General features: G+C 64.6%; 22 protein-coding genes. 11 read left to right on the forward strand and 11 right to left on the reverse strand.

Annotation, left to right across the window (positions count from 1 at the left end; translation table 11 throughout):
* Position 1 precedes the first annotated feature (1 nt).
* Both QUS11_09140 and QUS11_09145 read right to left on the reverse strand, forming a co-directional pair.
* Positions 2-1,372, reverse strand: coding sequence for a T9SS type A sorting domain-containing protein (locus QUS11_09140; GenBank protein ID MDM7993465.1), 1,371 nt, complete (start codon positions 1,370-1,372; stop codon positions 2-4).
* A gap of 134 nt (positions 1,373-1,506) precedes the next feature.
* Positions 1,507-2,355, reverse strand: a complete 849-nt coding sequence (locus tag QUS11_09145; protein MDM7993466.1) for a helix-turn-helix domain-containing protein — start codon at positions 2,353-2,355, stop codon at positions 1,507-1,509.
* 331 nt (positions 2,356-2,686) lie between these two features.
* Here QUS11_09145 and QUS11_09150 point away from each other — a divergent pair, with 331 nt between their 5' ends.
* From QUS11_09150 to QUS11_09160, 3 genes are read left to right on the forward strand one after another with little or no spacing between them, the layout of a single operon-like run.
* On the forward strand, positions 2,687-3,187 hold the full coding sequence (locus QUS11_09150; GenBank protein MDM7993467.1) for a hypothetical protein: 501 nt from the start codon (positions 2,687-2,689) through the stop codon (positions 3,185-3,187).
* A gap of 44 nt (positions 3,188-3,231) precedes the next feature.
* Positions 3,232-3,891, forward strand: coding sequence for a DUF4230 domain-containing protein (locus QUS11_09155; protein MDM7993468.1), 660 nt, complete (start codon positions 3,232-3,234; stop codon positions 3,889-3,891).
* Positions 3,875-4,627: a DUF4230 domain-containing protein gene (locus QUS11_09160; protein MDM7993469.1), complete on the forward strand. Its 753-nt coding sequence runs from the start codon at positions 3,875-3,877 to the stop codon at positions 4,625-4,627. The genes QUS11_09155 and QUS11_09160 overlap by 17 nt, the downstream gene beginning before the upstream one ends.
* Here QUS11_09160 and QUS11_09165 read toward each other — a convergent pair.
* Positions 4,569-5,675, reverse strand: a complete 1,107-nt coding sequence (locus QUS11_09165; protein MDM7993470.1) for a hypothetical protein — start codon at positions 5,673-5,675, stop codon at positions 4,569-4,571. The genes QUS11_09160 and QUS11_09165 overlap by 59 nt on opposite strands.
* A 35-nt stretch (positions 5,676-5,710) precedes the next feature.
* Entirely contained in the window at positions 5,711-7,006 is a 1,296-nt protein-coding gene (locus tag QUS11_09170) for a T9SS type A sorting domain-containing protein (protein MDM7993471.1), read from the reverse strand.
* 159 nt (positions 7,007-7,165) lie between these two features.
* Here QUS11_09170 and QUS11_09175 point away from each other — a divergent pair, with 159 nt between their 5' ends.
* On the forward strand, positions 7,166-7,996 hold the full coding sequence (locus QUS11_09175; GenBank protein MDM7993472.1) for a hypothetical protein: 831 nt from the start codon (positions 7,166-7,168) through the stop codon (positions 7,994-7,996).
* A 45-nt stretch (positions 7,997-8,041) separates the two neighbouring features.
* Here the strand turns inward: QUS11_09175 and QUS11_09180 are convergent, their stop codons facing one another.
* Positions 8,042-8,983 (reverse strand): hypothetical protein, encoded by a 942-nt coding sequence (locus QUS11_09180; protein MDM7993473.1) that lies wholly within the window; start codon positions 8,981-8,983, stop codon positions 8,042-8,044.
* Between the two features lie 178 nt (positions 8,984-9,161).
* Positions 9,162-9,725: a hypothetical protein gene (locus tag QUS11_09185; GenBank protein ID MDM7993474.1), complete on the reverse strand. Its 564-nt coding sequence runs from the start codon at positions 9,723-9,725 to the stop codon at positions 9,162-9,164.
* A 247-nt stretch (positions 9,726-9,972) separates the two neighbouring features.
* On the opposite strand from QUS11_09185, the gene QUS11_09190 reads away from it, so the two are divergent.
* From QUS11_09190 to QUS11_09210, 5 genes are all read left to right on the forward strand, one after another.
* Entirely contained in the window at positions 9,973-10,317 is a 345-nt protein-coding gene (locus tag QUS11_09190) for a VOC family protein (protein ID MDM7993475.1), read from the forward strand.
* A 79-nt stretch (positions 10,318-10,396) separates the two neighbouring features.
* Positions 10,397-11,353, forward strand: coding sequence for a calcium/sodium antiporter (locus QUS11_09195; protein MDM7993476.1), 957 nt, complete (start codon positions 10,397-10,399; stop codon positions 11,351-11,353).
* Between the two features lie 315 nt (positions 11,354-11,668).
* Positions 11,669-12,487, forward strand: coding sequence for a T9SS type A sorting domain-containing protein (locus QUS11_09200; GenBank protein MDM7993477.1), 819 nt, complete (start codon positions 11,669-11,671; stop codon positions 12,485-12,487).
* A 78-nt stretch (positions 12,488-12,565) separates the two neighbouring features.
* Positions 12,566-12,979 carry a pyridoxamine 5'-phosphate oxidase family protein gene (locus tag QUS11_09205; protein MDM7993478.1) on the forward strand — a complete coding sequence of 138 codons (414 nt, stop codon included), beginning with the start codon at positions 12,566-12,568 and terminating at the stop codon, positions 12,977-12,979.
* Between the two features lie 117 nt (positions 12,980-13,096).
* Positions 13,097-14,512, forward strand: a complete 1,416-nt coding sequence (locus QUS11_09210) for a FlgD immunoglobulin-like domain containing protein (GenBank protein MDM7993479.1) — start codon at positions 13,097-13,099, stop codon at positions 14,510-14,512.
* Between the two features lie 24 nt (positions 14,513-14,536).
* On the opposite strand, the gene QUS11_09215 is transcribed toward QUS11_09210, so the two are convergent.
* The 5 genes from QUS11_09215 to QUS11_09235 form a co-directional block, all read right to left on the reverse strand.
* A complete protein-coding gene (locus QUS11_09215) occupies positions 14,537-14,866 on the reverse strand; it encodes a hypothetical protein (protein ID MDM7993480.1) in 330 nt (109 codons plus the stop codon).
* Positions 14,853-16,058 (reverse strand): aminotransferase class V-fold PLP-dependent enzyme, encoded by a 1,206-nt coding sequence (locus tag QUS11_09220; GenBank protein MDM7993481.1) that lies wholly within the window; start codon positions 16,056-16,058, stop codon positions 14,853-14,855. The genes QUS11_09215 and QUS11_09220 overlap by 14 nt, the downstream gene beginning before the upstream one ends.
* Before the next feature lie 64 nt (positions 16,059-16,122).
* Positions 16,123-16,731 carry a 4-vinyl reductase gene (locus QUS11_09225; GenBank protein MDM7993482.1) on the reverse strand — a complete coding sequence of 203 codons (609 nt, stop codon included), beginning with the start codon at positions 16,729-16,731 and terminating at the stop codon, positions 16,123-16,125.
* Positions 16,732-16,733: 2 nt separating this feature from the next.
* The gene (locus QUS11_09230; protein MDM7993483.1) at positions 16,734-17,300 is read right to left on the reverse strand and encodes a hypothetical protein; all 567 of its coding nucleotides are present in this window, start codon (positions 17,298-17,300) and stop codon (positions 16,734-16,736) included.
* A 19-nt stretch (positions 17,301-17,319) separates the two neighbouring features.
* Positions 17,320-17,805 carry a hypothetical protein gene (locus tag QUS11_09235; protein MDM7993484.1) on the reverse strand — a complete coding sequence of 162 codons (486 nt, stop codon included), beginning with the start codon at positions 17,803-17,805 and terminating at the stop codon, positions 17,320-17,322.
* Positions 17,806-18,211: 406 nt separating this feature from the next.
* Here QUS11_09235 and QUS11_09240 point away from each other — a divergent pair, with 406 nt between their 5' ends.
* Complete coding sequence (locus QUS11_09240; protein MDM7993485.1) at positions 18,212-18,637, forward strand: transcriptional repressor; 426 nt, start codon at positions 18,212-18,214, stop codon at positions 18,635-18,637.
* A 77-nt stretch (positions 18,638-18,714) separates the two neighbouring features.
* Positions 18,715-19,449 carry a peroxiredoxin gene (locus QUS11_09245; GenBank protein MDM7993486.1) on the forward strand — a complete coding sequence of 245 codons (735 nt, stop codon included), beginning with the start codon at positions 18,715-18,717 and terminating at the stop codon, positions 19,447-19,449.
* Positions 19,450-19,496 lie beyond the last annotated feature (47 nt).

Consider the following 19,496-nt stretch of genomic DNA (forward strand, 5'->3'; position numbering starts at 1 on the left):
CCTACCGCCGGAGCACCACCGTCGGAGCCGTGGCGGAGCCGGAGGATGTGTCCAGCCTGACGAGATAGGTGCCGACACCGGGGGCCTGCAGCCTGATGCACGAGCGGCCTCCGTCGGACACTCCCTGCACCCCTGCCGATGCAAGACGTCCCGAGGCGTCGTACAGGAACAGAGTCCAGCAGGTGCCCGCGGGCAGCTCGAAAGAAACCTGGATAGTTCCGACACCCGGATTCGGGCCGGCTTCGAGAACGGGGCAGCCCCAGGCACCCTGCGGGCCTTCGATGGAAGTGGGCCCGGTGTTCTCCCACCAGACTATCCTGCCCGGACCGTAGGCGGCCGCCAGGATGTCGATGTCTCCGTCGCCATCGAAGTCGGCCGACACGACCGGTATCACCCCGTCGAACGTCGATGACAGGACGTTCTTCGTGTAGTTCTCCGATCCGCCGTTCTGGAGCCATGAAACATCGTCGGCGTTGTAGGCCGCGCAGGCGATGTCCTTGTCGCCGTCGCCGTCGAGGTCGGCAGGGCTCGCGAAAGTCGGCCAGTCGTAGTCCTCGAGCAGGATGTGCTTGGTGAAGGACTCCGAACCGCTGTTCTCGTACCAGGCCACCTGGTCTGCCGCCCTTGCGGTTGCCACGACGTCGGTGTCGCCGTCCTGGTCGAGGTCGTCCATCACCAGGACGTGAGCACCGTCGAACGAGGCATCGATCGAGTGCCCGGTGAAGGCCTCACTGCCTCCGTTCTCCCACCAGCGCACCTCGTCGGCCATCCTGGCGGCGCCCGAGACGTCGATGTCGCCGTCTCCGTCCATGTCGCCGGCCACAGCGGTCCAGGCCCCGTCGAAGGATGCTATCTGGTGCTCGGTGAACGTTCCCGAGCCGCCGTTCTCGAACCAGCACACGGTGTCGATGTCGAAGGCCGCGCACAGGAGATCGGTGTCGCCGTCGCCGTCGATGTCGCACGGGATCACGGAATGAGCGCCGGTGAAGCCCGTCCTCACGTCATGGGCAGTGAACGAACCCGATCCGGCGTTCTCGTACCAGCGAACCGTCCCGAGGCTGTTCGACGATGCGGCCAGATCCTCGTCGCCGTCTCCGTCGAGATCGGAGGCCCGGACGAAGATCGCCCCGGCGAGGCCGGCATCGACCGTGTGCTTCTCGAAGCCTCCGCCGGTGTTCTCGAACCAGGCCAAGCCATCGTTCCAGGCGCATGCCGCGAGATCGTAGTCGCCGTCACCGTCCAGATCGGCCGGATCGACGGAGTTGGCTCCGGAGAAGCCTTCGGCGACCACATGCTCCACGAAGCCTGCCGATTCCGCCCGCACCCGGGGCAGGAAAGCCAGGCCCGCCACCAGCAGCATCAATGTCCTCACGAGAGCTCCCTTCCGCACGTCCCCGCCGTGCTGTTACCGTTCCGTAATACTTTGTGTTATTAGCATAATGCAAATTACAGGAGGGGGTCAACGGAAGGCGTCACCGGAGCACCAAATCACCGGGTATCGGCCCGTCAGCGGGGGATTCTGTCCCTGAGGAGTCTGGAGAGTGCGCTCTTGCCGGGGTCGTCGTAGCCCCAGACGTCCCAGAGCCGTATCAGCTCCCTGCGTGTCGCCTCGAGGCCAACACCCGGATCCGAGAGCATCATGCTGATCCTGTAGAAGAGCGCCTTCACCATGTAGCTGCGCGAAAGACATGCCGACAGCAGGGGGTTGCGGCTCCATGCAGCCTGGTTCACCACGCGCATCCCGCCGGACATGAGGCTTATGAGGAACTGCCCGCCATCGACCATCATGATCAGGAGCTGGCCGGACCAGCCCTCGGTGACGCTGGCGATGACCTCGCAGCCGGGGGCTTCCATCTCTCTGCGGGAGTGCAGGAGGACCTTCACTCCCCTTCCGGGGGCTCCGAGGATGTCCGGCAGGATTGTCTCCATAGGCTCGGGGTCGGCGTCGACGACGATCGAGAGTTTCGCTCCGGAGATCATCGCGCGGGCACGGGCGACTATCTGATGGACGGTGGTCAGCCGATAGACGCCTTCGTCCTCCACCGGCATCCGCACGCCCGCAAGCCCCTTCTCCACCCTCTCGCCGATGGACCGGAGCCTGTGACTCATCTGGCCGACCAGTTCACGGACCGGTACGGCGACGAACGTGCGGCTGCCTCCCCCTTCGTCCGCCAGGACAGCCCCCTTCACCACCAGCGAATCCAGGGCCTTGTACGTGTTGGGGGCGGCCTTGCCGATGACCTGTGACACCCTGTAGCCTGTGCTGCCTGGCTCGGTGAGCAGGGCCAGGTATGCCTCGGCTTCCAGCCCTGACAAACCGAGCTGGACCAGCAGAGATTCGAGTGATTCCTCCACGGCACCTCCGTATTGCCGCTGCGGCGATTGTTTGCCTGAAGCAAATATCTCCGCCAGTCCGCGGGACAGCCAGCCCGACGACCCTGACACCCATTCCAGAATCGGTGCGCCGTCATGCGGCACCGGAAAGCCATGGCCGTCCAACAATCCGCAGAGATACCGGGACGTGTTCGCGGACATGATACTACTCCCGGCGGAGATTGCCGGAACCCGCCCGCCTGCCCGATGATCCGGGACTGGAAGGGCAGGCCCGGGAACGGAGGAGGAAGTGGACTGGACGCTGCTCATGTGCGGGGGGCCTCGACGCCTGCGTCACGCGAGATGGAGCGCCATGAGTGAATTCGCTGCAGCAGCAGCCGTCATCGCTCTGGCGCTGGCGGCCGGATGCGGACGGAGCCTCTCGACGGAAAGCCCCGGGGAGACCGGCCGGCCCGGGAGGCTCGACGCGATAGGAGGAGTGGCCGGGCTGCCGCAGTTCTTCGGCCCCGCCTACGAGAGGGTGCTCGGAAGAGTGTGGACGCTGGACGTGCATGTCGGCAGCGTGGTGGTCGTGAGCACCGCGGGAGCCAGGCTCTCGCTGGGTTCGGTTTCGGAGGGTGTCCGACCGAGGATCTCGATGGGCGTGATCGCTTTCGACGAGATCTACGAGGAAGCTGGAAGCGGCGACGATCCTTACGAAACCGGCATATGTGCATGGCCCTCCGCCGGGCTGGCATGGCGGACGGGGGGTTTCACGGCGCTGCTGGAACTCGGCTGGATCGCTCCACGGCCGGAAGGTTCGGAGGGGTGGCTGCTGGAGTTCCCGTCGCTGACCCTGATGGCCAGATTCTGAGGGTATTGCCGGCCCGACCCGGGGCAGGCGCCGCTGGAGGACGGATGAACGGGAGCGACATGCACCGACCCGGCGGACGGGGTGATCGCGCCGCAGGCCTTCGCGGGAGGCTCGTCCCTCTCGCCGTGATCACCGCCTCGATCGCCGTGCTGGGATATGTCGTCCTGGACCGCACGGGGGCACTCGAACCCCGTCGTATCGAGGCGGGCCCGGAGTACGTCGAGGCCGTCAGGGGGCTGAACCTGCTCGAACTCACGGAGTACGAGTGCAATCTGACCATTTCGCGGACCATCACGGATCCCCTGTGGGACAGACTGCCCCTCGAGGAGCTCGACTGCGAGCTCGAGATCGGCTCGTACTACTCTGTCTGCGTGACCGCCGGGATAGACATGTCCGGCGCCTCGGGGGACTTCATCCGGATCGATGGCCGAAGAGCGGATGTCACCCTGCCCTCCCCGGAGATCGTGAACACGGTGCCCCGCGAGGTAGGCACCCCGTGGATCGTCACTGAGGGCCCGCCCCGGAGCTGGGACGAGGAACTGCTCGAAGCGAGGGGGGAGATGGCGGTCGAGGCCGGGGAGGAGGCCCGCGAGGACGCCCTCGCGGCCGGCATCATCCAGAGGGCCGAGTCGGTCGCCACTGCCCAGGTGTCGCAGGCCCTATCGTCATTCGGCATGGAGGAGACCCATGTCCGCTTCGAATGAGGGAAGGGCCCTCCGAGTCCTGGCCTGGGTGCTGGGCATCCTGGCGGCTCTCGCCCTGCTTATCCATGTTTCGCTCCGCCCGCGCAGGGAGGAGGTCACGGTCGTGTTCCCCTCGCTGGTATCCCTCGTGCGGGCGACTCCCGACTACGTCTCCCTCGAGCGCACCTATGACGTCGAGGAGAGGGAGACGATCGAGGCCCCCCTCTGGTCCGACATCGAGATCCTGCGCAGATACGAGGTGAGGGTCCGAGCCGAGATAGCCTGCGACGCATTCGACGAGGGCTTCATCTCGTACGCGGAGACGGACTCGTCCTGCACGGTCACACTGACCCTGCCGCACGCCGCCCTCCAGCCTCCCGTGATCCTCTACGACTCATCCTACAGGCCGGAGCCCGATACGGACGGACCGGGGGCCATCCTGATACCCGCCGAGGAGCGGGCGGAGATCATGGCGGCCTATGACGCGGTCATGGAACAGAACGCGAGAACCGAAGCGCAGGGTCTCGCCATGGAGGACGGGCTCATCGCCGAGGCCGAGGGCAGGGCCGCGGCCGACCTGACGGAGGCGGCACTCGCCGTGCTCGGATCGAGGGGCTTCGATGACGTCGAGGTGGTGGTCTGCTTCGGGGAGATCCCAGCTCCGGGGGCGGACCGTGAATCGAGGAGCGGTGACCGGCCTACAGCCCCGTCGACAGGGCCAGACAGAGGTACGTCGCGTTCGACGAGTCCTCGGTGATGAACAGTATCGGAAGCCTCGACCCGTTGAGTATCCGGCTCGTCCACAACACACACATGTCCAGCACCGTGCGCCCCATGTGCAGCCTCTGGCCGAAGGAGCCGCACAGGCCGGCCCTCGCGTAGTCTCCCGGCCTCATCATCCCGACCGAATAGACGGTCCTTCCGGCCTCGGAATAGATGCTCGCGGTCTCCAGGAAGAACTCGGCCCCGGTGCTGGATCTCCCGTCGAGGCGCGACATCCCGAACTCGGCTCCGAGGATCGATCCTCCCATGATGTCCATCTCGACCTGCGCACCCGAGTTGAAGCGCCAGGGATACCTGCCGGAGCCGGAGTCCATGCTCGCTGCAAGCAGTACCGACCCCTTCCTCGCCTGGATGCCTGCGTGCGAGCAGAATGCGCTCTCGCTCCACTCCGCCTCCTCGATCTGAGGAGGCAGCGCCTCGACGGGGAAGAACGTCGCCACCGACGATCCGTCTCCGAACCTCAGCCCGAAGGAGGCGCCGACCCTGATCCCGGCTGCGGGATCGCCCGCGACTCCGGCGACGGCCTCCCAGAGGTCGCCGTCGCTGTCCAGCCTTTCCACTCCCTCTACGAAGTAAACCCCCGTGATCGTGGTATCCTGAACATCGACATGGCCGTAGTACTCGAAATCAGAGATCCTGGCCACGCCGGCGCCGAAGGACAGGGCCCCTGCGTTTCCCGACAACGACAGGGCTGCGGGGCCCGCCGACCTGTCGGTGACTGTCCTGTCCGAAGTGATGAATCCGTCGAACTGCGTGGATGTGGTCCATGTCGCCAGCGAACCGGACGCCGCCAGGACGAACGCGTCCCCGGCCGGCAGGTCGGCCGGGTTCGAGAAGATCCCGAAGGAGCCGCCTCCGGCGAGGGCTCTCGTCCCGCAGTGCGCCATGGCCCAGGCGGCGGGTGGCGGCAGGACCGTTCCGGCGACCTGGCCGTAGTTGTCGAAAAAGCCGTAGGGGAAGGCCTCCGAGGTCAGGAGGAGCGCAGCCAGGCAGCAGACCGGCATCCTCGTCATCGTTTTCATACCGGACCTCCGTTTGTCAGCCTTCAGGCTTCCCTTCACCCGATCCGCACGACTCTCGCGGTCGCCGTCCCTGCCGATGAAGAGGCGCGTAGCAGCAGCACCCCGGCAGGCAGGCCCTCCCCGTCGATGTCGAAGAGCCCGTCGCCCGAGACCGTATCGATCAGGAGCCTCCCCGACATGTCGAAGACGCAGAGCCGCACCGGCCCCTCCGATCCATCGAGCCTGACTTCGAGAGAAGAGGAGAACGGATCGGGCCTGGCCGACAGGGCCGCATACCCGGAAATGCCTTCCTCCCAGCCCCCGATCCCGGTCTCCGAATACTCGGGATAGCAGGGAGGTGCCGTGTCTGCCAGCCGCCAGTCGTACTCGACCGAGACATTCCACCCGGCGGTGAAGATCGAGGTTATGCCCTCGCTTTCGAGCTGCATCGATCCCGCGATGACGAGGTCGGCCGGAGGATCCGGATACCCGCAGTGCTCGGCCAGGAGCTCCCCGCCGAGGCAGATGACGCTCGCATCGAACTCGAAGTCGTCCTCCGTCTCGATCCGCCAGACCGGGTCGGCCCAGTCGGACGAGCCTACGAGATCGGGATCGAGGGCGATCACGAAGTCGCCTTGCAGCGACATGAGCCCGAGCACGCCCCCTTCAGCCCCCTGTGACGCCCGGAGGGGGCCCATCGTGTAGATGCTGCCGTACATGCCGATGGAGAGGGGCACCGTAAGGCTGTCGCCGGGGCATGACTTGAAATAGACCCTGTCCGTTCCCTCGTTCTCGATCCAGATCACGGGCTCGCCCAGCCCGGTCAGGTCGAACTCCTGGACCGGACTCGCCTGGGATTTCCTCACGAGTACGAAATCCCCGCCCACGAGGATACGGGTGCCGTTCGGCGCGGATGACGAAGTGAGGAAGATGCCGCCGGTAATGGCCGCGGAGCGCATCTCCTGCCAGTTCACGCAGTCAATTCCGAAATCCAGCGGCTCCGCATCGAGAACGAACCACGGAGCCCCCTGGGACATCTGCTCGTAGGGCTCTATCCAGAGATCACCGCATTGCGGCGAAGTCTGAGGGTTCGTCCCCCCTCCCGGGCTGCAGTAGTAGAAGGGGGATGCGAGCGTGAGCGAGTAGAACCACGGGTCGCCGTCGCGGCCCGGGCTGTCGCTCCAGATGGAGACAGGGCAGTTCGCCCTGAAGGGCCCGTCGGAGACGAAGCCGTCGCAAAAGAAGCCGTTAGTGGGAAGCGAGTCGAAGAACCATGCGAAGTCCGAGAAGCGCCCGGTCCCGGCCCCGGCGACGGACAGGACGAGCATCGCAAGTGCTCCCGACTTGATCATACAATCCCCTCCGAAGCCCGCCTGACCGATACTAGCACCCAGGCTCTCCTGTGTAAACATGGCTTCCGGATCGAAGACCCGTCCGTCTTGCTAAGGGGTCCGGCCGCCTTTATCGTATACGAGGGCACAAAGGGCAGGGTTCTGCAGGGAGGGGGCGGCATGAGACTATTGGTTTTCGGCATCGTATCCTTGGCTGCGGTATCCGCCGGGACGGCGTCGGCCTCGGGCGAGATCCCGATCACCATCCTCAATACCTGGCAGGCGCCGTACGCGCAGCAGATCCTCGGCATGTCGGTGCAGGGCGACATCTACGTGTTCAGGAGCAACCTTGACGGCAAGATCATCAGGTTCGACCCGGACGACGGGTCGTACATAGGCGAGCTCGCCATCCCGACGGCCTACAGGTCGGGCGTGGGCCTGGCCCTTCTGGGGGACGGATTCTACATCGACTGCGACACGTCTCCCTACATCTACCGCAACCCGGGGGCTGGAGCGTGGGATTCGTTCCCGAACCCCGCGGCGCTGGGCGGGCGCGGGATGTCCAACGATCCCGGCAACTGGACGACCATAGTGGAAGGCTACTCCTGGGCCGCAGACAGGGGATCGTTCTCGTTCGACAGCGACGGATCCGGCTCCGAGTACAGCGCCCTCGATGGGATCTGGGGCACGATCAGCGGGATCGCCGCCCACTGGGTCGCCACGGACGGCGGCCACGACCAGCCGTTCGCCATGGTCGTGACCTCTTCGGATCAGCACGAGTTCTTCTTCTACTGGCGCAGCGGCTCGACCTACTATCTCTACGGGCAGGAACCGTGCCCCGTGGAGGTGCAGCAGTCGCTGGGGCTGGCATTCGCGCCCGAGAGGAACACCTTCTTCTGGAGCTACACCGGGATGAACGGCCAGTATTACGTGAGCGAGCTGTTCATGCCGATCCTGGGCGACCTGGAGAGCACCACCTGGGGGGCGCTGAAGAGCGGGTTCGGGAACTAGCGGCGCTCCTCGCCGGAGGAAGGCTGCCGGTCGTACCAGCCCGCGTCAGTCGGCCGCCGGCATGGGCATGACCCCGAGGAAGAACCGGCTGACGGTTACAGGCACATCACCGTCGGGTGCGACGATGATCATGCTGATCCTCTCCACGAGCGGGTCCGGGATGGGGAAGACCGCCAGGGTGCTTCCCTGCCAGTCGCCGTACAGGATGTAGGGCTCCCAGGTGATCCACATGGAACGGATCTCCTCGTCCGTCAGGTGGTCGCCGGCCCATCGTGCTACCGTTTCGATGGCATCTCCGCTGCCGCGGCTGTCCGTCGGCGCGAGGATGGTCTCATCCTCGGCAACGATCCCATCGGTCCCGCCATGCGACAGCACGACAGTCCCGTATTCATCCCTGACGAACAGGAGCATCTCTTCCGCCAGCTCCTCCCGGGGTGTGCCCTCGGGGCGCAGGGATTCCAGCGGAACCGGGAATCCCTGACCCGAGAGATCGACCTCGTAGTAGAGGAAGCTGTCCGAGAAGGAATCGCCCGCGCGAAACACGGTCGAGGAGCCGGGGAGCCTCCAGCCGTCCATCGCCCAGTAGAAGTCGAGCGCGGCTGCCCTGTCACGGTCTACAGGGATGTCGTCACTGGAGTCGTCCGGGGAGGACGGGGAGACGGACAGGCCCTCCCATCTCGCCATCGATCCCAGCCCGGCGCCGTCCAGGCCCAGCATCGGCCCGCCGGAGACGTCGGGTTCTGGATAGATGCTGGTGATCCGGCCCGTCGAACAGACCGTCACGTCGCCGGTGAAGGGCGCTCCGTGGAACATGATGACGGGGGCGTCGACGCAGACCGAACCGTACTGCGACCAGCCGGGAGATCCCGTGGCGAGCACGGTTCCCTCGGCATACCTTACGACTCCCCACTCATGGACGACTGCTGGCTCAGGGTCCGTGGCGCCTGTGACGGCGCAGACCGCGGCCGACAGTACGAGACAGCTCAACATGGAGGCACCTCCGAAAGATGTCCTGATGCTTCTACAGGAAATCACCAGCCCGCATTCCACCGGACCTTGGCGCCTGGCTGGAAGTCAGTCGACCTGTCATGCCCCAGAAGACCTCGGGGAGCGTGCAGCCAGCCCCTCGAGGCCGACCGGCCGGAATCCCCTCGCCACCCGCAAATTACAGAAACGCCCGCTTCAGGTCCGGCCATGTCACCGATTCGAGGGCATTCTCGAAATCGGACTCGTCCGTCCATTGCCAGATCCTGTAGAAACCGGTGGAGTCGGGCCTGCATACGAACACCACCGTCCCCTGGGCGTGGTATCCCATACCGGGACCGGTGTAGACGTTCAGATCGAATGTCCTGGTCAGCTCACGGATGGTAGTATCGCCAGCGGCACCCGACCATGGCAGGTCGGTATTACCTGCGAATATCAGCTCGATGTGATCGACATGATCGACGCAGAGGAGTGAATCGTGGCAGAGCTCCTCGTACTCGAGGCCCCAGTGGAGCCACTCTGAGATCTCGAAGTCGTAGTATTGGTACTCGAAATCGCCATCGAGGCAGTCGCGGAAGAGGTCGACGTCCATCTCCTCATATGCCGTCCTCAGGCGCTCGACCGCCATCCAGGCGCTGTCGGGCGTGATCTCATCCGGACCGGACGGATCTCCACCACAGGACAGCACGGCTATGAGGCAGGAAACCAGAACCGACGCACACAGGCACCATCTCGATCCGGACATGACCGCCCCCCCTCCGGGGTCAGCCGGCCGGGCCGTCGCCTCCGTTCCGCGGATCCGCGGATGGCTGTGCAGGGCCCGGGCCGAAGGAACCAGAGAGGGAATCGAGTTTCGTGCGCCGCCTCCTGTGAAGGAATACAGCGACATTGATACATCTGCCCGTATTCCGGCGCAAGGCGGGGCTTGCGCGGAAGCCGCCGGATCGTAGAATGAGGGGTCCGAAATGGTCCAACCCGGAGGGGGCGCTGCCGTGAACAAGCTCGTGCACATGGACATCCAGTCCACGGACCTCGAGAAGTCCAAGGCCTTCTACTCCGCTCTCTTCGGATGGCGGATGCAGCAGTGGTCGCCAGACTACGCCCTGTTCGAGTATCCCGACGGTTCCGGCGGCGGCTTCTCCCTGGTCGAGCGGATGCCGGATCCCTGCGTCGAGATCTACTTCGAGGTCGAGGACATCGAGGCGATCCTGGCGCAGGTCGTCTCCCTCGGCGGCGAGATCGCGACCCGGAAGACCGGGATCGGCGGAGGGATGGGTTTCCTGGCCCGCTTCAGGGATTGCTGCGGCTGCCTGATCGGCATCTGGTCCAAATCGTAGAACAGGTCAACTGGTTGATCCATATTGAATTGCCAGCCAATCTGAACAATCTGAAACCAGGCACCGGCCGGGGGGACTGATGGACGCAGCGCTGTTCGTGCTGGGGCTGCTGCTCCTGTGGGGGAGCAGCGAGGTGATCATCCGCAACATCACGCCCCTCGCGCGGTTCCTCGGTGTCAAGGAACTGGTCGTGACCGTCCTCGGGGTCAGCGTGCTGTCGAGCCTCCCCGAGCTGACCGTCTCGGCCTTCGCGATCGCCCGCGGCGCCTCCGACATCTCCGTGGGCAACGTCATAGGCTCGAACTTCGTGACGCTCACCTTCGTGACGGCGGTCTGCGCCCTCTTCCATCCCATCGACATCCACAGGGAGGTGCAGGAGAGGGAGTCGAGCTGGATGATCCTCTCCTCCGCCCTCGTGCTCATCCTGTCGATGGACGGCCTCCTGAGCCGCTCCGACGGATGCATCCTGATTATTCTGTACGTTCCCTACATCATCAGCGTCCTCCGGACCGCGCGCGAGGGAGCCGAACCGAGGATCCAGGGCATCTCCAGGTTCAGGGCGGTCTATCTCCCGCTCGTGCTCATCCTCGTCGGGATAGCCGGCGTGATCGGCAGTTCGAAGCTCGCACTCGATTCCGGGACGAGGCTCGCGGAGGCGGCGGGGATATCCGCCCTTGCTATGGGCGTCGTGCTGTTCGCGTTCGGCACTAGCCTGCCCGAGCTTGCCATCAGCCTGTCCGCCACGCTCAAGCGCAAGGCCGACGTGACGATAGGCGAGGTCTATGCCTCCAACATCTTCACGCAGATGGTCGTACTCGGCATATGCTGCCTCATCTCGCCGATAGCAGTCTCCTCCTCGATGCTCTCGTTCGCGATGCCCTTCCTCGTGCTGGCGACCGTGGTCATACAGCTCTTCGTCACCAGCAACCTCAGGATAACCCGGCTGGAGGCTGTGGGGCTGCTGCTGTTCTACGCGGTCTTCGCAGCATCGCAGTTCTTCGACCTGCCCGGCGTCGACTCGGTGCTGGGGTTCTAGGAGCCTCAGATGCATGGCGGGAGCCATCCGCCGTCCCGTGGTGCCCTGCCTGCCGGCATCATTCGCGAATGTGGCCATCCATCGGGATAGATGTATTGTTGCTTCGAACAGCAGGCCCGGTTCCGGTTTCACGGGAGGTCCGGAATGAGAATCGTCTTCGTGTCGCTGCTGGCGTTGTTTGCATCGGTCGCATCCGCCGCCGACAGATGCGTGCTCCTCGAGGAGTTCACCTGGGACGGTTGAGGCACCTGCCCCGGCAGTGCGGTCACTGTCGAGCAGTTCCTCGCAGAGCATCCCGGCGATGCGTCCCTCTTCGTGGTCCACTACGGAAGCGCCACCGACCCGTTCTATGCCTCCAGCCCGGCCGACAACCAGGCACGGCTCTCCTACTACGGCATCTCCGCCTTCCCGACGGTGATGATGGACGGCCTGTACGACTGCTGGCCCCTCTCGACCATGGACGGCTACTTCGACACCAGGATGGCCGTCCCGTGCTACCTCTCGATAGACGTCTCGGCCGATTCCGGTTCGACCTCCGAGAGCGGCACCCTTACGATCGGCCTGGCGACGGACATCGGCCTCGACACCGATGCGGTCCTGAACGCCATGCTCACCGAATCGGGCGTGCCGGGCACGGGCACCTACGCCTCCCAGGGGATCGACTACAACTTCGGCCTGCGCGCGAACCTCTGCTCGACCACCGGGATGCCGGTCTCGTTCGGCACGGCTCCGGAGTCCCAGGATATCCAGATCATCTACGAGATCCCGCCGGAATGGGACTGGGACCAGCTCTACCTCACCACGTTCGTCCAGAGCCCCGTGGATGACGAGGTCCTGAACTCCCACATGGTGAAGATGAGCGACCTGTTCGGCACCGGCATCGGCGGAGGCGGAACCGGCATGCCGGTCGCGCTCGTCGCCGGCCCGAACCCCTCGACAGGAACAGTCGAGTACCGCGTCGAAGGGCTGCAGGCGCCCGCTACGGTTTCGATCTTCTCGATCGACGGCCGGCTGGTGGGGGAATCGACCCTCTCCGAAGGCGTCTTCGTGATCGGGACACCGGGGGTCTACATCCTGAGGATGGAGACCGGGACGGGAGAGACGGCGTCGGCCCAGGTTGTAGTGATCCGCTAGGGCAACAAACCCGGGCGTTCAACCGACATCCGATGCCGCGGAGACGACGGTCACCGGGCATAACGGGAGGAAGTATCCATGACGAGGAGCGAAGCGCTGGAATTCATCCGGAGGAATCCGACCAGCTACATGGCCACGATCGAGAACGGCGAGCCCAGGGTCCGTGCGATGGAGACCCCGGTCATAGACGACAACGGGCTGACCTTCTGCACCGGATCGAACAAGCAGGTATGCCTCCAGCTCACTGCGAACCCCGCAACCGAACTCTGCTACTGGGGGATGAAGGAAGGCATGCAGATGAGATTGCGCGGCCGCATGCAGAAGCTCGCCGACGAGCCCCTGAAGCGGAGCATCGTCGAGGGGCCGTTCGCCTTCCTGAAGCCCGTCGTCGAGAAGTACGGCTGGGATGCCCTCTCCATATTCCGGCTCTCGGGGGCGAAGGGCTTCATCTGGCACATGAAGGACGGGAGCGTGGAGGAGTTCGACTTCTGATCCCCTGATTGAACATGATATAGTTCAGACGACGGATCGGCGCGCTTCGACCGGAGAGCCGCGGAATGCGAGTCGTGGAGTCGTGGTGGTATTTACGGCACGAACGGAGGAAGAGCCATGAAGACTGCGCTGATCTTCCTGCTGCCTCCCCTCGCCTGCTTCGCCTCACAACTGCACGTTCCGGAGGTATATCCCACCATCCAGGGCGCCATCGACGCCGCCTCTCCGGGGGATTCGGTGATGATCGCCCCCGGAGCGTACACAGCAAGCGACACCCTTTCGGGGAAGAGCCTCCACTTCATCGGCGAGGAGGGCTGTCTCTCGACCTCGCTCCAGTCCGAGGGGGACACCGGGCCGGCGCTCTATGTCTGTTCGCCCGGCCAGACCGTCTATCTCGAAGGTCTCACTTTCACGACCAACTGGAGCCTGAGAGCGCTCTCGACATCCATGTCGATCGAAGAATGCTCCTTCTCCGACCGGTACGTTGGAATGACCGCGACCACGGACTTCCACTCATGCCCCTCGGTCGCGATAAGCGGCTGTCTCTTCGAGAACAACGAGATCGTCGATGCCAACTGGACCGGAGGCGCCGCCTTCCGCGCAGAGGACTGCATCTCGGTGGATGTGGAGAACTGCTTCTTCAGGAGCAACAGGATCGATGACCGCAAGAACGGCCTTGCGACCCCCTATGGAGGCGCGGTTTTCGCGTCAGGGTCGGGTCTGGAGTTCACGAACTGCTGCTTCTGGCAGAACAGGGCCGGATACAGCGGTTACGGCAGCGCCGTCTACGTGACAGAAAGCGTGGCCGGATTCGTCAACTGCACGTTCTCGGGCCAGCTCGTCGGAAACGGGATGAGCATCTACTGCGACGACTCCGAGGTCGAGGTCCGCAACTGCATCCTGTGGGAGACGTACCCCAGCCTGGTCAACGCAGGCAGCGTCCCGGTGACGGTCCTGTACAGCGACATCCAGCCCGGCGGCACTTCCGGCCCTGTGTCCATGGGCGCGGGGAACATCGAGTCGGATCCGATGTTCTGGGCCAGTTCGTACTGCCCCTACCATCTCGCAACGGGTTCTCCCTGCATAGACGCCGGTGATCCTGCACCAGCCTACTACGACCCCGAGGATCCGGCGGAGCCGGGATTTGCTCTCTGGCCGGCCATGGGGACGGTCAGGAACGACATGGGTGCATTCGGGGGCAACGGGGCGTTCTTCTGGTACGGCCTTGCGACGGGCATCCCCGGGGGCTGCATCGATACCGCAACCATCGGGATCGAGAGCAATCCATCCTTCGGTCAGGTGCACCTCTCGGTAGGCACTGCCGTCGAGTCCTCCGCATCGATCGACTTCTTCGACATGTCGGGACGCATCGTGGCGTCGGTCGACCTCGGGAATCTGGATGCCGGGACGCACATGGTCACCTGGACGGGGGCCCTCTCCGACGGCTCGCAGGCTGCGGCAGGCGTCTACTTCGCCCGCCTGAGGACCGCTTCGGGAGGCTCGCAGTCCGTCCGGCTCGTCTACATGCGGTAGACGAGGGTTCCGGGGGCATGCGCGTCAAGGATCGGCGCAGGGCGCCAGCATGCAGGAGTAGATCTCCCAGGCGGCATCGGATGTGTCGGGTACGACGCTCTCCATGACCGCACGGCCTTCGGAGTACAGCATCAGGCGGCATTCGCCTATCTCGGCAAGGAGCCTGGTCCCGGCGTCGAGGGCGGCCCTTCTCCCGGCCGCCTTCAGGCGGTCGAGGATGGCATGCAGGTCGAGGGATACCGCCTGCCTCGGAAGCACCTGGTAGTCCCCCCTGTCTCCGTAGGAACAGAGCGTGAGGACCACGAAGGCCGCGGGCCCTCCCCCCATATCCAGAATGCGGTCATTTCCGGGCATCCGATGCTATCCTTCCCATGGCGGCGATCAGCAGGTCGACGTCCGCCATGCAGCTGTAGTCGTGGAATGACGCCCTGACCCCGCCCCGGCTCCTGCCGAACAGGGTCCGCCAGAGCGTCGGGGCGCAGTGGTTGCCCGATCTGGTCATCAGCCCGTACTCATGATCCAGCCTCATCGCAAGCATGTGCGGAGACAGCCCCTCGACCGAGAACGAAAAGACGGGAAGGCGCGACCGCATGCCGCTGGGCCCGTGGAGCTCGAGCCCCTCGATCCCGCGGAGGCCTTCGAGGCAGCGCGCGGTGATCTCGTCCGCATGGCGCCGGCGGAGGTCATGGTCCATCCCGAGCCGGAATGCCGCGGCGGCTCCCAGCCCCAGGATGCCGGCGATGTTCTGGGTTCCCGGTTCGAGAGCGCTGTGGGGCGGATCCTTCACTGCCTCGAATCCCTCGGGGGATGAGTCGGACGCGGAGCCTCCGCCCAGGATCGCCGGGTCGAGCGCCTCGCGCAGTTCCGGCGAGATGAACAAGGCTCCGGTGCCCGTGGGGCCGAAGCACTTGTGCCCCGAGAAGGCATAGGCGTCGACGCAGAGACCGCTGATGTCGACCTCGGAGTGCGAGAGGGCCTGCGCCCCGTCGACGACGACGAACGCCCCTCCGGAGGATGCCGCTGCAGCGAGTGCGCCCAGGTCCTGGACGGAGCCCGTCACGTTCGATGCGTGCGTGAAGGCCGCCAGGAAGGCGCCGTCGCAGGCCTTCCGCATGTCGTCCGGATCGAGGAAGCCGTCGGGTGACGCCCGGAGCACCGCTACCTCCACACCGCGCCTCCTCAGGGCGAGCCAGGGCAGGAAGTTCGAGTGGTGTTCGAGGACGGTGGTGACCACCTTCATGCCGGCCCGCCACGGCAGGCCGAGGGCGATCGAGTTCAGGGCGTGGGTGGTGGAGGGAGCGAACGAGATGCGTTCGGGAGAGGAGGCCAGGAGCACGGCTACTTCGGTCCTCGCCCCCTCGACCATGTCGGAGGCCATCGCGGACCTGGCATAGATGCCGCGCTCGATGTTGCAGTCGAACTCGCGGTAGAAGCTCTGCTGGGCCTCGAGGGCGGCCGAGCAGGTGAGGGTCTTGGCCGCGCTGTCGAGATAGGACCCCGAATCCGGGAGGGAAGGGAAGAAGGGAGCGAAGGGACTCCTGATCATGCCCGCCTCCCGCGTGCCTTCGAGGGGGAAGGGGGCGCCCGGCGGCCGGGCGCCCCTCGATACGCTACAGGAGATCGAACAGGGCGCGCTTCTGCCTCACCCTGAACTCGCAGATGTCGTCGCCCTTGGCCTCGCACAGGGTCTCGACCGCTTCGAAGTCGTTGACCTTGCTGCCGAAGACGAGATCCATGTTGCCCGCGGCGACACCCTGCCACATGTAGCACCTGGGCTTCGTGGAGATGCCGTGGTTGTCGATGTAGTTCTTGCAGTAGTAGGAGTGCTTCACCCTGAGGGTGTAGGTCTTGGCCGCCTCGTCGAGCTCGTAGCCGACGATCTTCCCCCAGCCGAGAACGTTCTGCACCGCGTGGAGAGCCTCGAGGCTGTCGACCTTCGTCTTGACCATCGGGGCTATGAGGCCGGCCCACTCGGCGGACTTCATCATGCCGCCGAAGGTGGCGTTGGCGCACCACTGCGCTGCATCGACGAGGGCCTTCTCGGCCATGGGCTCGGCGGTCGGGAAGGCCTTGAGGAAGGCAATCTCGCGCTCGATCAGATAGTCGACGGTGTTGATCGCGAGGATGACGCCGAATCCCCGGAGGAGGCCGGTCTCGGGGTTGCCCCTGAGCCCCATGCCGAGAACGCCGTCCCTTATGACTTCTGCGTTTACAGCCATGGCTAGGCCCCCTTGATCTCGAAGACGCACTCGGGTGCGTCCATCGTGCGGCATGAAGTCTCGACGGCGGTGAAGGCTCCGATGGGCTTGCCGAAGGCGATGCACATCGCGGCGGCCAGATGGCCGCACATGTCGTGGCACGCAGGGCCCTGGCGGAGGGTCCAGCCCCAGGCCTTCTTGTTCTCCAGCCAGCCTTCGGCGAGGTAGGAGTACGGGGAGCTGAAGACGGCGCCGTCGTCTCCGAAGCTCTTGATCGAAACCGCTCCGTAGGCGAGCACCTTGAAGAGCTCGAGGATGGCCTCGACCCTCCCGCGGGGGGCGAGTGCCGCGAACTCGGAGTCGCCCTTGAAGAACTTCGCCAGGGACTCGTGGGTCGTCTTCTCGGCCCATTCGCGCAGGAGCCTGCCGCCGTCCTCGTAGCCCATGACGTCTTCGATGTTCTTGAGGATCCTCGTGTTGAACTTGTCGCAGTGGAAAGCCACCTCGACTCCGCCTATGGCGAGCCTGGACCTGTCGGCGTCGAAACCGAGCGTCCCGAGGTAGCGGTTGACTATGCTGTCGTAGGCCAATTCCGCCTCCAGAGTCCGGTTAGAGCTTCTTCAGGACGCCCGTGCACCTGGCTCCCGGTGCATACTGTGAAAGCCTGTAGGGCCACTTCGTCTTGTTGAAGAGACCAAGCGCAGCGGAGTAGTTGCTGCAGCGCATGCAGGGTATCGTGGACTCGCTGAACTCGCCGGTGCCCGTCAGGGCGGGCAGGAGGTCCTGGCAGAGGCCGGCATAGGAGCATGTCTTGACGACGACTTCGATGGTCTCGCCCTTGTCGGTGATGGACACCTCGCCGTCGACGGCCTGATCCATGCTGACCTCGAGCTTCTTGAAGCCTTCGAGGGTGCCATGGACATCCATGCCGTCCCTGAGGGGCTCTCCGGCCTCCCGGTTGAGCATGTTCACGAAGACCATGCTCATGCCCCGGGTGAACACCTTCATCTGCCTGCTGCCTAGCAGCTTGATGGAGGTCATCACGGAACCCGTAAGCCACCGGAACATCGCCTTCCTGGTGGTTTCCTCCGTCATACCTGTCCTTTCCGAGGGGGTGTGCCGTCTGTGGAACTACCAGACCCATCAGCTCCGGCACAGAAGACCGGCATCCATGCCGAATCTCTTGACAGGAGTGACCGGATCGGGGAAAATATAGACAGGGTCTCCAGTGGCGTGCAACCGATAAGTCACGGCGCAGCATGGGGTTCCGGCATATTTCTCCAGGGCTTCCACCTATCCCACAACATAATGCTGCACCTGGGACAGCTTTTTCGTCCACAACAGCCCGGATTCCAGGTCTGTCGAGATTTTGACGCTTCTTCGAGGGATTCTTTCCACCACACGTGGAAGCAACGTTGAAAAGTTGACATACGCCTTATCAGGAATTATTATCATAAAGTACACTATCGGGAGAGCGGGGATGGCAAGGCGCGATCCGTTGATGGACAGGCTCAGAGAAGTGCTGGGCACAGCGGGTTGCAGGGTTACCCAGCAGCGCATCGAAGTCTACAGGGCAGTGGCGGATTCACGCTCCCACCCTTCCGCGGCCGAAGTGCATGAATGCGTGCGAAGGCGCCTGCCCACCGTCTCTCTGGACACCGTCTACCGGACGCTCTGGAAACTGTCCGAGCTGGGCCTCATAAGCACGGTCAACAAGTCGGGCGAGAAGGCGAGGTTCGATGCCGATCTCGTGAGGCATCACCACTTCACCTGCGCTCGATGCGGAGGCACTTTCGACTTCGAGAGCGAAGAGCTCGACAGCCTGAAGGTCCCGGACGAGGCATGGAAGCTCGGCAGGGTCTGGGGCGCCCGCCTCGACGTGAGGGGGCTGTGCCTATCCTGCTGCGTTGAAAGCGGCGTTACCTGAACCCGCCCCGGGCCCGGGCCGGGCGAGGTGGAGCGCCTTGCGGGGATGAACCTGGAAGAAAGGGTAAGTGACACTTCATGACCGAAACCGACAAGGAGGATGACCTGATGTGCGATGACCACATGGACGAGTGCTGCTGCGAAGAGGAGGCCAGCATACCCCTGATCGGCGATCCCGCCCCGGCCTTCAGGGCCGTCACCACGAAGGGCGTCGTCAACTTCCCCGAGGACTACAAGGGCAAGTGGGTCATCCTTTTCAGCCATCCCGCGGACTTCACGCCGGTGTGCACCACCGAGTTCATGAGCTTCGCGAGGATGCAGGACGAGTTCAGGGCCCTCGACTGCGAGCTGCTGGGCCTCTCCATCGACAGCCATTTCAGCCATATCGCCTGGCTGCGCACGATCCGCGAGAAGCTCGAATGGAACGGGATGAAGGGGATGGATGTGAAGTTCCCCGTCATAGCCGACCTCTCGATGGAAGTCGCTTACAAGTACGGCATGGTGCAGCCGTCCGCCAGCGACACCCAGGCCGTCAGGGCCGTGTTCTACATCGATCCCGAGGCGAAGGTCCGCGCCCTGATCTACTACCCGCTCTCCAACGGCCGCAACTTCGACGAGCTGAAGAGGCTGCTGATCGCGATGCAGACCTCCGACAAGTACAAGGTCGCCACCCCGGCCGACTGGCGCCCGGGGGACAAGGTGATCATCCCGCCCCCTCCGACCACGGACAAGGCGGACGAGAGGGTGAACGGCGCGGGCACCGACTACGAGTGCCTCGACTGGTTCCTCTGCCTCAAGAAGCTCCCCGAGTAGGGCGATCCTGCATCCGAGGGGTCCCGGCTACGCCGGGGCCCCTCCTC

The sequence above is a fragment of the Candidatus Fermentibacter sp. genome, from assembly GCA_030373045.1.
GTDB lineage: Bacteria > Fermentibacterota > Fermentibacteria > Fermentibacterales > Fermentibacteraceae > Fermentibacter.

Bases quoted from the DNA above. Each gene is read 5' to 3' on its own strand.
- QUS11_09195 (MDM7993476.1), top strand. From the start codon at position 10,397: ATGGACGCAGCGCTGTTCGTGCTGGGGCTGCTGCTCCTGTGGGGGAGC.
- QUS11_09160 (MDM7993469.1), top strand. From the start codon at position 3,875: ATGTCCGCTTCGAATGAGGGAAGGGCCCTCCGAGTCCTGGCCTGGGTG.
- QUS11_09210 (MDM7993479.1), top strand. From the start codon at position 13,097: ATGAAGACTGCGCTGATCTTCCTGCTGCCTCCCCTCGCCTGCTTCGCC.
- QUS11_09155 (MDM7993468.1), top strand. From the start codon at position 3,232: ATGAACGGGAGCGACATGCACCGACCCGGCGGACGGGGTGATCGCGCC.
- QUS11_09245 (MDM7993486.1), top strand. From the start codon at position 18,715: ATGACCGAAACCGACAAGGAGGATGACCTGATGTGCGATGACCACATG.
- QUS11_09220 (MDM7993481.1), bottom strand. From the start codon at position 16,058: ATGATCAGGAGTCCCTTCGCTCCCTTCTTCCCTTCCCTCCCGGATTCG.
- QUS11_09225 (MDM7993482.1), bottom strand. From the start codon at position 16,731: ATGGCTGTAAACGCAGAAGTCATAAGGGACGGCGTTCTCGGCATGGGG.
- QUS11_09215 (MDM7993480.1), bottom strand. From the start codon at position 14,866: ATGCCCGGAAATGACCGCATTCTGGATATGGGGGGAGGGCCCGCGGCC.
- QUS11_09165 (MDM7993470.1), bottom strand. From the start codon at position 5,675: ATGAAAACGATGACGAGGATGCCGGTCTGCTGCCTGGCTGCGCTCCTC.
- QUS11_09175 (MDM7993472.1), top strand. From the start codon at position 7,166: ATGAGACTATTGGTTTTCGGCATCGTATCCTTGGCTGCGGTATCCGCC.
- QUS11_09150 (MDM7993467.1), top strand. From the start codon at position 2,687: ATGAGTGAATTCGCTGCAGCAGCAGCCGTCATCGCTCTGGCGCTGGCG.
- QUS11_09170 (MDM7993471.1), bottom strand. From the start codon at position 7,006: ATGATCAAGTCGGGAGCACTTGCGATGCTCGTCCTGTCCGTCGCCGGG.
- QUS11_09205 (MDM7993478.1), top strand. From the start codon at position 12,566: ATGACGAGGAGCGAAGCGCTGGAATTCATCCGGAGGAATCCGACCAGC.
- QUS11_09185 (MDM7993474.1), bottom strand. From the start codon at position 9,725: ATGTCCGGATCGAGATGGTGCCTGTGTGCGTCGGTTCTGGTTTCCTGC.
- QUS11_09240 (MDM7993485.1), top strand. From the start codon at position 18,212: ATGGACAGGCTCAGAGAAGTGCTGGGCACAGCGGGTTGCAGGGTTACC.
- QUS11_09235 (MDM7993484.1), bottom strand. From the start codon at position 17,805: ATGACGGAGGAAACCACCAGGAAGGCGATGTTCCGGTGGCTTACGGGT.